Consider the following 13,065-nt stretch of genomic DNA (forward strand, 5'->3'; position numbering starts at 1 on the left):
GGCGCTTCCGAATCCAGGCTAGAGGTCACATGAGCACCACCATCAAGGTTACCGACGACAGCTTCGAGCAGGACGTCCTGAAGGCCACCGGCCCGGTCCTGGTCGATTTCTGGGCGGAATGGTGCGGCCCCTGCAAGATGATCGCCCCGGCGCTCGACGAGCTGGCCCGCGACTATGAGGGCAAGGTCACCGTCGCCAAGCTGAACATCGACGAGAACCCGGGCACCCCGGGCAAGTACGGCGTGCGTGGCATCCCGACGCTGATGCTGTTCAAGGACGGCAGCGTCGCCGCCACCAAGATCGGCGCCCTGCCCAAGGGTGCGCTGTTCCAGTGGGTCGACTCGGCGCTGTAAGCGGTCCGATAGATTCAGGTAAGGAAAAGCCCCGCCCGCGGTCGCCGCGGCGGGGCTTTTTCGTTGGGGGTGGGGGAGCTGGCTCCGCAAGGAGCGGCGACGTTTCACCCCACCGTCCGCGTCCGCTCCGACAGTTCGATCAGGTCCATCAGCTCGTTGCTCTTCCAATAGCGCGACTTGCCCACTTCCGTGCGCGCCGTGGCGACGAGGTCGTCGATGATCGCCTGCTCGTCGGCGCCAAGCGCGCCGCCGCGCTCCAGCCGGTGCGACAGCAGGCGGGTCATGTTGTGGCTGAAGGTGGGGATCCAGGCGCTGACGCGCTGGCCGAACACGCCGGCGATGGCGTTGATGCGCAGCAGATGCTCCATCCGCTCGTCCAGCGGGTCGGCATCCTCGAACTTCATCGCCTTCTCGACATTGGCGCGCAGCTCCTCCAGCAGGTTCTCGCGCCACTTCACCAGATCGTAGGTCTCGAACCCGAAATCGCGCGACATCGCCTGCCAGCGCCACAGCAGCCGGTCGAGCCAGACGACGTCGGCATGGTCGATCACCGGCTGGCGCCGGGCGGCGGCGGCCTGGGCGGAGCGTTCCATCGCCACCGCGGCCACGCGCGACCCGATGATCTTGGCCGCCTGGGTCCAGGCGTTGCGGAAGGCCGGCTCGCTGCGCCGGTCCTCCATCAGCCCGGCGGAGGTGGCGGCATGGACCAGCTGGTCGAGCCGCTGCACCAGCGCCTCCAGCCGCGCCTTCTCCTTGGCGCTGGGCCGGATGGCGGAGCCGGGAACCCGGTCGTTCAGCTTGAGGACGACGGTCAGCGCCGCGGTCAGCGCGCGGGTGACGCCGACGAAATGGCCGGTCAGCGCCGCCGTCATGGCGTCGCCACGGCCGGGATCGACGCCGCTCTGCCGGATATGCAGCGCCGCGACCGGATAGTTGCGCTTCACCGTCAGGACCGAAAGCGGCAGCAGGTTCGCCAGATCGTCGCCGCAGCGGTCGCGCAGCTGCTCCGTCGCGTCCAGCAGCAGGTCGGCCAGCCGGTTCGCCTCCGCCTCGCCGCTGCAGGAGGCCGGGAAATCCTCCAGCCGGTCGGCGACCGGCTTCACCGGCCCTTCGGCGTTCGCCAGCACCAGATGCATCAGCCGCAGCGTGCCGATGTCGATGGCCGGCGTCTTTTCCAGGAACCCCGACATCAGGCGGGTGCGGCGCGGCCGGTTGCGCGACAGGCCGGCCAGCAGCTCGTCCGTGGCCTTCTTGTTCGCCAGCACGGCGTCCAGATGCTTCACCGAGGCGACGCGCATCCGCTCCTTCATCACCATGGCGACGGGGGAGCGCAGGACGCGGTCGATCACGTCGCCGCGCGCCATCTCGTCCAGCGTCTCCTGCGCCTCCACCGCCAGCAGCGGGAAGGCGTCACGGCTCAGCGCCTCCCACAGGGCGCCGACGTCGACCCGCTGCAGCATGCCGGGGATCGACAGGCCGGCGTGGTACAGCACGTCGTCGTCGATCAGGAAGGCTTCGAACAGGTTGGTGAACAGGCGCCGGGCGCGGTTGGTGCGCTGGCGGTTCAGATACTCGATGACATATTGGCGGACCAGCTGGACCCGGTCGGTCGGCTCGCTGTCCATGCCCTCGATCTCGCTCAGCAGGCTGTAGACGAGGCTTGCCGGCAGCCGCGCGACCAGCGCGTCGATCTTCTGCCGCAGCTCTTCCTGGTGCAGATCGTCCGGGCGTGTATCGCCTGTCATGTCGTCGGTCATGCGCGGGCCGCCACGCGATGTTGTAAGGCGTCGGCGGGCGCAAAGGCTCCGCCGCGCGCCATTTAGGACGCAAACGGTAAATTTTTATGTAATGAACCGGATCAGGCGCACCGGCGCGGCCCCCGCATATGGCGGGCGGCCGCGCCGGTGAACGGCCGTCAGCTCTGCCGCAGCTTGGCGATCGGCTGCGAGAACTGCAGCTCGATGTCCCAGGGGAAGTGGATCCAGGTGTCCTGGCTGACTTCGGTGATGAAGGTGTCGACCAGCGGCCGGCCGGCCGGCTTGGCGTAGACGGTGGCGAAATGCGCCTTCGGCAGCATCTTGCGCACGACTTCCGCCGTCTTGCCGGTGTCGACCAGGTCGTCGATGATCAGCCAGCCCTCGCCGTCGCCGGCATTGGCGCCCTCGACACCCTTCAGCACCGTCGCGTTGCGCTGCTGCTGGTGGTCGTAGCTGGAGACGCAGACGGTGTCGATCATGCGGATCTCAAGCTCGCGCGCGATGATCGCCGCAGGAACCATGCCGCCGCGCGTGATCGCGATGATGCCCTTCCACGGGCCACGGTCGATCAGGCGCCAGGCCAGCGCCTTGGCATTGCGGTGCAGCTCTTCCCAGGACACCGGGAAATGCTTGTTGAAGGGGGCTTCGGCCACGGTACTGACTCTCCAAAAACAGCAAGGGGACTGTATAACCCAGCCGCCGCCGTCCGGCAATCGGGGGCGATTCGTATGGAGCGGGTGATGCATCCGAACTCTCCTTTCCAAGGCGGGAGGTTCGGGAGTGGCAGGCAAGATCTCCACGGATTTCACGGATTGAAGCACGGATTTCACGGATGTGGCATTCGGAAGCTGCGGCCTTCGCGAAAATCGGGGGGCGTCGTCAAGCTCAAAAAAATCCGTGTAATCCGTGTCCGAATCCGTGAAATCCGTGGCAGCCTTGTCTCCCGATTTGGTGACTTTCCCATCCGCGGCAGGGCCGCTCAAATTTCGTGAAAAAAGCGCTTGCGGGGCAGGGGGTGTTTGAGTATGTTGCGCGCCTCGACGCCGACGGCCTGCCGCCGACGCCGGGACAGACGGTGGATAATGCGCCCGTAGCTCAGCTGGATAGAGCATCAGACTACGAATCTGAGGGTCAGGAGTTCGAATCTCTTCGGGCGCGCCATCCTTCCCGTTCGACAGAACAGGCCACCTCCGCGGTGGCCTTTGTCGTCTGGGATGCCGTCGGAATCCGCACAGCGAGCCTCGTGTTTTTCTTCGCGAAAAGCGCTTGCCTTCGATGACGGATTTGAGTAGGTTGCGCGCCTCGACGCCGGGGGGATACTTCGACGGCGAGACGTTTGGTGGACAAGGCGCCCGTAGCTCAGCTGGATAGAGCATCAGACTACGAATCTGAGGGTCAGGAGTTCGAATCTCTTCGGGCGCGCCATCCTCCAAGAAAGCATCGACATGCAAGGCCGCCTCCGGGCGGCCTTTGTCGTTTCAGGAATTCGTCGCTCTGGCGCAAGCCCCGGTGGCTCCTCTACACTTGTGGCCCGCACCACTGGATGCATGGCCATGCCCCGCAGCGACTTCTATCCGCCCATCGACCCGTTCCAGACCGGCACGCTCGCCGTCGACGGGATCCATACGGTCTATTGGGAACAGGCGGGCAACCCGCGCGGCGTGCCGGTGATGTTCCTGCATGGCGGGCCGGGGGCAGGCGCCTCGCCCACCCACCGCCGCTTCTTCGATCCCGCCCATTACCGCATCGTCGTGATGGACCAGCGCGGCGCCGGCCGCTCCACGCCGCTCGGCGAAACGCGGGAGAACACCACCGAACGGCTGGTCGAGGACATCGAGACCCTGCGCCGGCATCTGGGCATCGAGCGCTGGCACCTGTTCGGCGGCTCCTGGGGTTCGACGCTGGCGCTCGCCTATGCGCAGACCCATCCGGAGCGCTGCCTGGGCCTGATCCTGCGCGGCATCTTCCTGATGCGGAAGAGCGAGATCGACTGGTTCCTCTATTCCATGCGCGTGCTGTTCCCCGAAGCCTGGGCCGCCTTCGCCGCCCACATCCCGGAGGACGAGCGCGGCGACCTGCTGGAGGCCTACTGGAAGCGGCTCGACTCGCCCGACCCGATGGTGCGCATGGCCGCGGCGCGGGTGTGGAGCGTCTATGAGGGCAGCTGTTCGTCCCTGCTGCCGTCGCCCGACCTGATCGCCGCCAGCGGCGAGGACCGCCACGCCCTCGGTCTGGCGCGGATCGAGGCGCATTACTTCCGCTCCAACCGCTTCACGCCGGAGGACAAGCTGCTGCGCGACGTCCACCGCATCCGCCATCTGCCGGGGGTGATCGTCCAGGGCCGCTACGACATCGTCTGCCCGGTGATCTCCGCCGACGCACTGCACCGGGCCTGGCCTGAGGCCGACTACCGCATCGTCCCCGACGCCGGCCATTCCGCCATGGAACCCGGCATCCGTGCCGCCCTGATCCAGGCGACGGAGCGTTTCAAGGAGTATCGGTAACCGGCGCTTCGGGGAGTCGCTGAGCAGGGGGACAAGACTGACACGGATGTCACAGATTTAGACACGGATTACACGGATTTTTCTGTGCTTGGCGGGGCTCCGGACTGTGCCGACAGCGACCGCTTCGGAGCGCCACATCCGTGAAATCCGTGCTTCAATCCGTGACATCCGTGTTCATCTTGCCCGCCGCTCCCGCGTTCCCCGTTCGCGACAACCACCCTTGCACCCGTCCCCCACCCACCCCACACTCTGCCGATGCCTGAACTTCCCGAAGTCGAGACGGTGTGCCGGGGCCTTGCCCCGCATCTCGAAGGCCGGCGGCTGGTCCGTGTGGAACAGCGGCGGCCGAACCTGCGCACCCCCTTTCCGCCGCGCTTCTGCGAGCGGCTGACCGGCCGACGGGTCGAGTCGGTGCGGCGGCGGGCCAAATACATCCTGATGCATCTGGACGACGGCGGCGTGCTGATCGCCCATCTCGGCATGTCCGGCCGCATGATCATCGCGCCGGAACGCCCCGAAGCCTTCGACAAGCACGACCATGTGGTGTTCGAGACCGACGCCGGCACCGTCGTCACCTTCAACGACGCCCGCCGCTTCGGACTGATGGACCTGACGGTGGCGGATGCGCTGGGCGACCACCCGATGCTGCGCAACCTGGGACCGGAGCCGCTGGGCAACGAGTTCTCCGGTCCCGAGCTTGCCCGCCGGCTGGCCGGGAAGATCACCCCGATCAAGGCGGCCCTGCTCGACCAGAGCGTCGTCGCCGGCCTCGGCAACATCTATGTGTCGGAGGCGCTGTTCCAGTCCGGCATCCTGCCGACCCGGACCGCCGCCAGCCTGACGGCGGAGGAGGTCGACCGCCTCGCCGCCGCGGTGCGCGAGGTGCTGGAGCGTGCCATCGCCGCCGGCGGCTCGTCGCTGCGCGACTACCGGCAGGCGTCGGGGGAGCTTGGCTATTTCCAGCACCAGTTCGCCGTCTACGACCGGGAGGGGGAGGGCTGCCCCGATTGCGACTGCGATCCTGCGCGGACGGGGGCGTTCAGCGGATTGTACAGTCAGGCCGCTCGACTTTCTTTTGTGCGGCGCGCCAACGGTGATATAGCTGGGGCATGACGGCTCTACCGGCCATGCTCCGGGCGGCGTCCGCCGCTTTCCTCCTTGCCGGCCCCGCGGTCGCGGGCCTGGGGAGCTTCCTCATTCCCATTCCTCCGGCATTCGCCGCCCAGCTGATCGCCGATTCCGGACCATTCGTCCCCGGCACCGCCGACGTTCCGGTGATGCCCGGTCTGGCGACCGCCGAATCGGAACCGCTGGTCTTCGACAAGCCGGGCGGGCGGATCGTCCAGGCCGTGCTGTCGGGGGAGGTGCCGCGCCAGGCGGTGCTGGCCTTTTACGACCAGACCCTGCCGCAGCTGGGCTGGCGCCGGGCCGGCGACCGCCTCTTCGTCCGCGAGGGCGAGGAGCTGCGGCTGGAATTCCCGCAACAGGCCAAGTCCAAGGCGGCGACCGCCGTCCGCTTCACTTTGACGCCGCGCTGATCGCGGGAACACCCGCCATACTCGCGCAGCCTGAAGCTGAACCCCCTCAACAACCACGAGTCCCGGAAGCAACCGGGCTCGCCCCATCGGGAGAGTGCTGCAGCCATGTCGTATGAAACCATCCTCGTCGAGACCCGCGGCCCGGTCGGCCTGATCACGCTCAACCGGCCGAAGGCGCTCAATGCGCTGTGCGACCAGTTGGTGACCGAGCTGGGTCAGGCGCTCGACGATTTCGAGGCCGACGCCGCCATCGGCGCCATCGTCGTCACCGGGTCGGAGCGTGCCTTCGCCGCCGGCGCCGACATCAAGGAGATGGCCGGCTTCTCCTATATGGATGTCTACAATTCCAACTTCATCACCGCGAAGTGGGAGCGGCTGGCCAAGTGCCGCAAGCCGACCATCGCCGCGGTCGCCGGCTTCGCGCTGGGCGGCGGCTGCGAGTTGGCGATGATGGCCGACTTCATCCTGGCCGCCGACACCGCCAAGTTCGGCCAGCCGGAAGTCACCATCGGCACCATCCCGGGCGCCGGCGGCACCCAGCGCCTGACCCGCTTCGTCGGCAAGTCCAAGGCGATGGAGATGGTCCTGACCGGCCGCATGATCGACGCCGCCGAGGCCGAGCGCTGCGGCCTCGTCTCCCGCGTCGTCCCGGCGGCCGAGCTGGTGGAGGAGGCGGTGAAGGTCGCCACCAAGATCGCCTCGCTGTCGCAGCCGGTCATCGCCATGGCGAAAGAGGCGGTCAACGTCGCCTATGAATCGACCCTGGCCGAGGGCATCCGCTTCGAGCGCCGCCTGTTCCATTCGACCTTCGCCACCGAAGACCAGAAGGAAGGCATGGCCGCCTTCGCCGAGAAGCGCCAGCCCGGCTGGAAGAACCGCTGAGTCGCTGCACCTGCGTTGACTCTGCCACCTGGGTCGTCCCCTGCATCTTGCGGGGGACGGACCAGATCCCATCAAGATGTCGTCTGAGTACGATTAGTCAAAATCAACGGGCGTCCACGCCTTGACTCGGGGTGCGCTGCCGCGTATAAGGCGCGCTCGCATCACGACAGCCGTGTCGTTCGGAGTAGGGTTTCCATGGCCAATCATAAGTCCGCTGAAAAGCGCATTCGTCAGACCGAGCGTCGCACGGAAGTCAACCGTGCCCGCATCAGCCGCATCCGTTCCTTCGTGAAGAAGGTCGAGGGCGCGATCCAGAGCGGCGACAAGTCCGCCGCCGCCGAGGCGTTCAAGTCCGCTCAGCCGGAGCTGATGCGCGGCGTGTCCAAGGGCGTGCTGCACAAGAACACCGTGTCGCGCAAGCTGTCGCGTCTGTCGGCTGCGATCAAGGCTCTCTGATAGAGCTTTCATCCGCTGGTTTCAAAAAGCCGCGCCCGTGATTCGGGGCGCGGCTTTTTGCGTTTAAAGTAAATGTATGGGTACTCGACAATTGTCTTAGATTGTTGTTAGGCGTGCTTATGAGATTCGGGATCGGCCTTGTGGTCAGAGCGGCAGTTTTTATCTTTTTGGGCCGTTCGCCATCTGTCCCATTGCCAGATTTTGTTGGTATGGTTAGACTTTTGCTCCATTCGGCGGGGCAAAATGGGGTGATGCAACACTCTGTGTCCGGCCGAACACAGCAGTGAAATACTGAAGGTCTTACGCCGGATCAGGGCTTGTTGAGTCCCGGTCGATCGCACGATCTTCTTTTACTTACAAGCTGTCACGCTTGGGGCGGGATTTACAATCCCGTCGACTCATGCGTGTGCGTTTTGGGTATAATGTTCCGTTCGGGGTCGAACTTGTCCGGATACTTCCGGGCGGGACCACACGGGCGGCCAGGGCACCGGTCCGTCGGCATACCATTCGGTTTGCCGGCCCCGGTGCGCGGCGGTTCCGGTCGCGGGGTCGAACCCGCGCCGCCTCGGCGGTGGGGGCTGGCCGGGGGAAGGAGCGGGAGTAAGGGAGCATGTCGGTCGGCGTGTCGTTGGATCAGCAGTGGGCGCGCATTCGCGGACGCCTGAAGGAAGAGGTGGGCGAGATCGCCTACCGGAGCTGGCTTCAGCCGCTGTCCGTCGCCAGCCTTGTCGGCGGCGAGGTGTGCATCGTCGTGCCCACGCGCTTCATGCGCGACTGGGTGCTGACCCATTACGCCGACCGTATCCGCGCCCTCTGGTCCGGCGAGAATCCGGAAGTCCAGTCGATCGACGTCATCGTCGCCTCCACCAACCCGCCGGCGGCGCTGGTCGCCGACAATGACGACATCGACGACGACCGCGCCGCTCCGGCGCCGCGCGTTGCCGAGTCCCGTACCGCCGAGTCGCGCCCGGCGCCCCGTCCGGCCCCTCCGCCCCCGCGCCCGTCCGATGCCGGCTTCTCCGCCGATCCGATGCCCTCGACCGTCTACACCTCCGCCTCCTACGGCGGGGCGTCGGACGAGTCGCCGAACGCCGTCCCGGCGATCCTGGAGGACCGGTCGGACCTGTCGGCAGCGCTCGACCCACGCTTCACCTTCGAGAATTTCGTCGTCGGCAAGCCGAACGAGCTGGCCCATGCCGCCGCCCGCCGCGTCGCCGACGCCACCACCGTGACCTTCAACCCGCTGTTCCTCTATGGCGGGGTGGGGCTGGGCAAGACCCACCTGATGCACGCGCTGGCTTGGCAGATCCGCAAGAACGACCCGAACCGCAAGGTGCTGTACCTGTCGGCCGAGAAGTTCATGTACCAGTTCATCCGGGCACTGCGCTTCAAGGACACGATGGCCTTCAAGCAGCAGTTCCGCTCGGTCGACGTGCTGATGATCGACGACGTTCAGTTCATCAGCGGCAAGGATTCCACGCAGGAGGAGTTCTTCCACACCTTCAACGCGCTGGTCGACCAGAACCGGCAGGTCATCATCTCCGCCGACAAGAGCCCGTCCGACCTGGAAGGCATGGAGGAGCGTCTGCGCTCCCGCCTGGGCTGGGGGTTGGTCGCCGACATCCACCCGACCACCTACGAACTGCGGCTGGGCATCCTCCAGGCCAAGGCCGACGCGCTCCAGGCCAGCATCCCGCTGAAGGTGCTGGAATTCCTGGCCCACAAGATCACGTCCAACGTGCGCGAGCTGGAAGGGGCGCTGAACCGCATCGTCGCCCATGCCGAGCTGGTCGGCCGTTCCATCTCGCTGGAGACGACGCAGGAGGTGCTGCACGACCTGCTGCGCGCCAACGACCGCCGCGTCACCATCGACGAGATCCAGAAGCGGGTGGCGGAGCACTACAACATCCGCGTCGCCGACATGCATTCCGCCCGCCGTGCCCGCGCGGTGGCCCGCCCGCGCCAGATCGCCATGTATCTGGCCAAGCAGCTGACCGCCCGCTCCCTGCCGGAGATCGGCCGCAAGTTTGGCGGCCGCGACCACACCACGGTCATGCATGCGGTCAAGAAGGTGGACGAACTGCGCGCCACCGACCCGTCCTTCGCCGAGGATGTGGAACTGCTGCGGCGCATGCTCGAAAGCTGACGATCGTTCGAATCTGCAGTCTCGCTGTTTTACCATGCCGCTATCCCATCGCGGCGTGGAATCTGCTACGGTCCGTGCACACGGACTCTTCGCGGACGGCATGGGTGTTGCGGTGGAAACGACTATTCTTGTCGCCGACGATTCCAATTTCTTTCGTGAACTGATCCGGGAAGAGCTGGAAAGCAGCGGTTACCGGGTTCTCCTTGCCAAGGATGGCGGGCAGGCGCTGGCGCTCTACCGCAGCCACGACATCCACATCGTCGTCACCGACCTGGAAATGCCGGTGATGACGGGGCTGGAGCTGTGCTGGCATATCCGGGCGGCGGACGACCAGCACCGCACCTTCACCATCCTGATGACCGGCGACAGCGAGACTGCCCGGCGGGTCGAGGCCTTCGAGTCCGGCGCCGACGAGTTCCTGGCCAAGCCCATCGACCTGCCGATGCTGCGCGCCCGCGTGCGGGCCGGCGAACGCATCACCCGCATGCACCGGGTGATGGTGGAGATGCTGAACACCGACTACCTGACCGGGGTGGCGAACCGCCGCCATTTCATGGAACGGCTGGAGCAGGCCTACCGCGCCGCGAAGGAGACCGGCTCCGCGATGGCGGTTGCCATGTTCGACATCGACCATTTCAAGGCGATCAACGACACCCACGGCCACAGCAACGGCGACCTCGCGCTGAAGCGGTTCGCCGACCATTGCGCCGCCCAGGTGCCGGACGGCGGCTTCCTCGGCCGGCTGGGCGGGGAGGAGTTCTGCCTGTGCCTGCCTGCCGGCGACCTGGAGGCGGCGCTGGCGCAGGTGGAGGCGATCCGCCGCTCCACCGCCGAGATCCGGGTGGAGACCGGCACCGGCAGCAGCTTCGCCTTCACCGTCAGCATCGGCATGAGCCTGGTGCAGGACACCGGCTCGGTCGGCGACCTGATGATCCAGGCCGACGAGGCGCTCTATTTCGCCAAGCGCAGCGGCCGCAACCGCACCGTCCTGCACGGGGCGGACGGGGTGACGGTAAACGCGCGCTTCTATGTGATGTGAGGCGGCCGGCTTCACAGCGGCAGGGTCACGGTTGCCCGCAATCCTCCTCCGCTCCCGTCCCCGCTTCGCTCCCGGTTGGACAGGGTCACGTCGCCGCCATGGCCGCGGATGATGCTGCGGGCGGTGGACAGGCCCAGCCCGACGCCGCCGGTATCGCGTGAGCGGGAGCGCTCCAGCCGGTAGAAGGGGGCGAAGACCTTCTCGAACTCCGCCTCCGGGATGCCGGGACCGTCGTCGTCGATGTGGATGCGCGCCTGTCGGCCGGCGCCCGATCCGTCCGCGCCGGTCTCCAGACCGACGGTGAAGCCGCCGCCATACTTGATCGCGTTGTCCATCAGGTTGGCGAAGGCCCGGCGCAGGGCCACCGGCCGGCCTTCCGCCACCACATGGGCGGGGCCGTCATAGGCGGCGCGGTGGCCGGCATCGACGCGGTCGTCGCACAGGCTCTGCAGCAGGTCGGCAAGGTCGAAGCGGACGCGCGGCTCGCGCTGGGCGTCGTCGCGGGCGAAGGCCAGCGTGGCGGAGATCATCGCCTCCATCTCGTCCAGGTCGGCCAGCATCCGCCGCTGCATCTCCGGATCGTCGACCAGCTCGGCGCGCAGGCGCAGGCGGGTGATCGGCGTGCGCAGGTCGTGGCTGATCGCCGCCAGCATCTGGGTGCGGTCGGCGACGAAGCGGGCCAGCCGCGCCTGCATGCGGTTGAAGGCGCGGGTGGCGGCGCGCAGCTCGCGCGGGCCTTCCTCGGGCAGGGGCTGGGCCTCGCCGTCGACGCTCAGCCGTTCGGCGGCGGCGGCGAAGCCGGCGAGCGGCGCCGTCACCCGGCGGGCGGCCAGCAGCGAGACCAGCAGGATGACCGCCACCACCGCCCCCATCCACAGCAGGAAGCGGACGATGCCGAAGGGGCCGGCCAGCGGGTCGCCGCCGGTGAAGCTCAGCCAGGACCCGTCGTCGAGCCGCACCGACAGCCGGACATGCGGCCCCCAGCGCCGGTTCTCCTCGGCCCCCGCGAAGGGCGGGTGATGGTGGTCGTCATCGCGTGGCGGGCGCTGGACCTCCACCAGGATGTTGCGGTCGGGGCTGTCCAGCGACTCGCGCAGCCGGCGCTTCAGCCCGTCGAACCGGCCGCCGGAATAGGACTCCCCGGCAGCGGCGGCGGGCGGTCGGGGCGCCATTCCACCCGCAGGACCGGATCGTCGATGGCGCGCACCACCCGCCCGCGGCCCGGCGGCGGCGTGCTTTCCACCAGCTGGACGATGGCGGTGATGCGCTGGACCAGCACGTTGGGCCCGTGGATCGGCGGCCCCTCGCTGCGGTCGGTCAGATAGACCAGCGCGCTGATCGCCTGGGTCAGCAGCAGCGCCAACACCACCGTCAGCGCGATGCGCGCGGCGAGGCTGTCGGGAAAGCGGAGGCCCAGGCGGCGGAAGGCGCTGCGGCGGACCGACGGGCGCCGCGACGTCTCGGGCTTGCCGGCGATGTCGTCCGGCCGGGCCGTCATGGCGCCACGCCGCCGCTGGTCACCGACGGGGTGAACAGATAGCCGCCGCCGCGCACCGTCTTGATCAGGGCCGGTTCGGCCGGGTCGGGTTCGATCTTGCGGCGCAGCCGGCTGACCTGCACGTCGATGGAGCGGTCGAAGGGCACGGCCGAGCGGCCGCGCGCCAGATCCAGCAGCTGGTCGCGGGTCAGCACCCGCTGCGGATGCTCGGCGAAGGCGACCAGCAGGTCGTATTCGCCGGCCGACAGCTGGACCAGCACCCCGTCGGGCGAGCGCAGCTCCCGCTTGGTGAGGTCGAGCGACCAGCCCTCGAAGCGCAGCACCGTGCCGGCCGACGCCGGGGCGCCCGCCACCGGCGGGGCGGAGACGCGGCGCAGCACCGCCTTGATGCGGGCCAGCAGCTCGCGCGGGCTGAAGGGCTTCGCCAGGTAATCGTCGGCGCCCATCTCCAGCCCGACGATGCGGTCGGTCTCCTCCCCCATGGCGGTCAGCATGATGACGGGGGTCTGCGCCGTCTGCGGCGCCGCGCGCAGCCGGCGGCACAGCGACAGCCCGTCCTCCCCCGGCAGCATCAGGTCCAGCACGATCAGGTCGACGCGTGCGCCGTCGAGCGTGCGCATCATCTCCGCCCCGTCCCGCACGCCGGTGACCCGGAAGCCGTGCTTGGTCAGGAACTGGGCGACGAGGGAGCGGATTTCGCGGTCGTCGTCGACGACGAGGAGGTGGGGCGTGCGGTCCATGGCCCCATGATCGGGCGAGGTGCCGCGGGCGTGAAGGGGAAATGTGTAACGCCCGGTTACGGGAGGGCCGGCGGTTACACTCTGTTACCAAATGACCGGTTTGCGGACATTCGACCGCAACGTTCGGCGCCCATTGTCTGGTCATCGGGACA

The 13,065-nt window shown here is 67.7% G+C and carries 12 protein-coding genes, 2 tRNA genes and 1 pseudogene; 10 read left to right on the forward strand and 5 right to left on the reverse strand.

What is annotated here, in order from left to right:
- Positions 1–29 precede the first annotated feature (29 nt).
- Complete coding sequence (gene trxA, locus AB8P05_RS09950; RefSeq protein WP_149227805.1) at positions 30–353, forward strand: thioredoxin TrxA; 324 nt, start codon at positions 30–32, stop codon at positions 351–353.
- 104 nt (positions 354–457) lie between these two features.
- Here the strand turns inward: trxA and AB8P05_RS09955 are convergent, their stop codons facing one another.
- Both AB8P05_RS09955 and gpt read right to left on the reverse strand, forming a co-directional pair.
- On the reverse strand, positions 458–2,110 hold the full coding sequence (locus AB8P05_RS09955; protein WP_472757814.1) for a hypothetical protein: 1,653 nt from the start codon (positions 2,108–2,110) through the stop codon (positions 458–460).
- A 158-nt stretch (positions 2,111–2,268) separates the two neighbouring features.
- Positions 2,269–2,763 carry a xanthine phosphoribosyltransferase gene (gpt, locus tag AB8P05_RS09960; RefSeq protein WP_014249303.1) on the reverse strand — a complete coding sequence of 165 codons (495 nt, stop codon included), beginning with the start codon at positions 2,761–2,763 and terminating at the stop codon, positions 2,269–2,271.
- Positions 2,764–3,194: 431 nt separating this feature from the next.
- Here gpt and AB8P05_RS09965 point away from each other — a divergent pair.
- The 9 genes and pseudogenes from AB8P05_RS09965 (at position 3,195) to AB8P05_RS10005 (ending at position 10,675) form a co-directional block, all read left to right on the forward strand.
- Positions 3,195–3,271: transfer RNA gene (locus tag AB8P05_RS09965), tRNA-Arg, on the forward strand.
- 187 nt (positions 3,272–3,458) lie between these two features.
- Positions 3,459–3,535, forward strand: a tRNA-Arg gene (locus tag AB8P05_RS09970).
- A 128-nt stretch (positions 3,536–3,663) separates the two neighbouring features.
- Positions 3,664–4,614 (forward strand): prolyl aminopeptidase, encoded by a 951-nt coding sequence (gene pip / locus AB8P05_RS09975; protein WP_472757815.1) that lies wholly within the window; start codon positions 3,664–3,666, stop codon positions 4,612–4,614.
- A gap of 255 nt (positions 4,615–4,869) precedes the next feature.
- Positions 4,870–5,711, forward strand: a pseudogene (mutM, locus tag AB8P05_RS09980) (bifunctional DNA-formamidopyrimidine glycosylase/DNA-(apurinic or apyrimidinic site) lyase).
- Between the two features lie 12 nt (positions 5,712–5,723).
- On the forward strand, positions 5,724–6,152 hold the full coding sequence (locus tag AB8P05_RS09985; protein ID WP_455173027.1) for a hypothetical protein: 429 nt from the start codon (positions 5,724–5,726) through the stop codon (positions 6,150–6,152).
- A 105-nt stretch (positions 6,153–6,257) separates the two neighbouring features.
- Positions 6,258–7,034, forward strand: coding sequence for an enoyl-CoA hydratase (locus AB8P05_RS09990; RefSeq protein WP_472757816.1), 777 nt, complete (start codon positions 6,258–6,260; stop codon positions 7,032–7,034).
- A gap of 195 nt (positions 7,035–7,229) precedes the next feature.
- Complete coding sequence (gene rpsT / locus AB8P05_RS09995) at positions 7,230–7,490, forward strand: 30S ribosomal protein S20 (protein WP_085087297.1); 261 nt, start codon at positions 7,230–7,232, stop codon at positions 7,488–7,490.
- Between the two features lie 610 nt (positions 7,491–8,100).
- Positions 8,101–9,636, forward strand: a complete 1,536-nt coding sequence (gene dnaA, locus AB8P05_RS10000; RefSeq protein ID WP_472757817.1) for a chromosomal replication initiator protein DnaA — start codon at positions 8,101–8,103, stop codon at positions 9,634–9,636.
- A 112-nt stretch (positions 9,637–9,748) separates the two neighbouring features.
- Positions 9,749–10,675, forward strand: a complete 927-nt coding sequence (locus tag AB8P05_RS10005) for a GGDEF domain-containing protein (protein WP_472757818.1) — start codon at positions 9,749–9,751, stop codon at positions 10,673–10,675.
- Positions 10,676–10,686: 11 nt separating this feature from the next.
- Here the strand turns inward: AB8P05_RS10005 and AB8P05_RS10010 are convergent, their stop codons facing one another.
- The 3 genes from AB8P05_RS10010 to AB8P05_RS10020 are packed head-to-tail and all read right to left on the reverse strand — an operon-like array spanning position 10,687 to position 12,913.
- Entirely contained in the window at positions 10,687–11,847 is a 1,161-nt protein-coding gene (locus AB8P05_RS10010; protein WP_472757819.1) for an ATP-binding protein, read from the reverse strand.
- On the reverse strand, positions 11,781–12,173 hold the full coding sequence (locus tag AB8P05_RS10015) for a hypothetical protein (RefSeq protein ID WP_472757820.1): 393 nt from the start codon (positions 12,171–12,173) through the stop codon (positions 11,781–11,783). The genes AB8P05_RS10010 and AB8P05_RS10015 overlap by 67 nt, the downstream gene beginning before the upstream one ends.
- Positions 12,170–12,913 carry a response regulator gene (locus tag AB8P05_RS10020; RefSeq protein WP_472757821.1) on the reverse strand — a complete coding sequence of 248 codons (744 nt, stop codon included), beginning with the start codon at positions 12,911–12,913 and terminating at the stop codon, positions 12,170–12,172. Before AB8P05_RS10020 ends, AB8P05_RS10015 begins: the two co-directional genes overlap by 4 nt.
- Positions 12,914–13,065: the final 152 nt, after the last annotated feature.

The organism is Azospirillum sp. VT-I1, from assembly GCF_055698305.1.

Excerpts from the sequence above, each read along its gene's own strand:
- trxA (WP_149227805.1), top strand. The coding sequence starts at position 30 with ATGAGCACCACCATCAAGGTTACCGACGACAGCTTCGAGCAGGACGTC.
- rpsT (WP_085087297.1), top strand. The coding sequence starts at position 7,230 with ATGGCCAATCATAAGTCCGCTGAAAAGCGCATTCGTCAGACCGAGCGT.
- pip (WP_472757815.1), top strand. The coding sequence starts at position 3,664 with ATGCCCCGCAGCGACTTCTATCCGCCCATCGACCCGTTCCAGACCGGC.
- AB8P05_RS10015 (WP_472757820.1), bottom strand. The coding sequence starts at position 12,173 with ATGACGGCCCGGCCGGACGACATCGCCGGCAAGCCCGAGACGTCGCGG.
- AB8P05_RS09990 (WP_472757816.1), top strand. The coding sequence starts at position 6,258 with ATGTCGTATGAAACCATCCTCGTCGAGACCCGCGGCCCGGTCGGCCTG.
- AB8P05_RS09985 (WP_455173027.1), top strand. The coding sequence starts at position 5,724 with ATGACGGCTCTACCGGCCATGCTCCGGGCGGCGTCCGCCGCTTTCCTC.
- AB8P05_RS10010 (WP_472757819.1), bottom strand. The coding sequence starts at position 11,847 with ATGGCGCCCCGACCGCCCGCCGCCGCTGCCGGGGAGTCCTATTCCGGC.
- dnaA (WP_472757817.1), top strand. The coding sequence starts at position 8,101 with ATGTCGGTCGGCGTGTCGTTGGATCAGCAGTGGGCGCGCATTCGCGGA.
- AB8P05_RS09955 (WP_472757814.1), bottom strand. The coding sequence starts at position 2,110 with ATGACCGACGACATGACAGGCGATACACGCCCGGACGATCTGCACCAG.
- AB8P05_RS10020 (WP_472757821.1), bottom strand. The coding sequence starts at position 12,913 with ATGGACCGCACGCCCCACCTCCTCGTCGTCGACGACGACCGCGAAATC.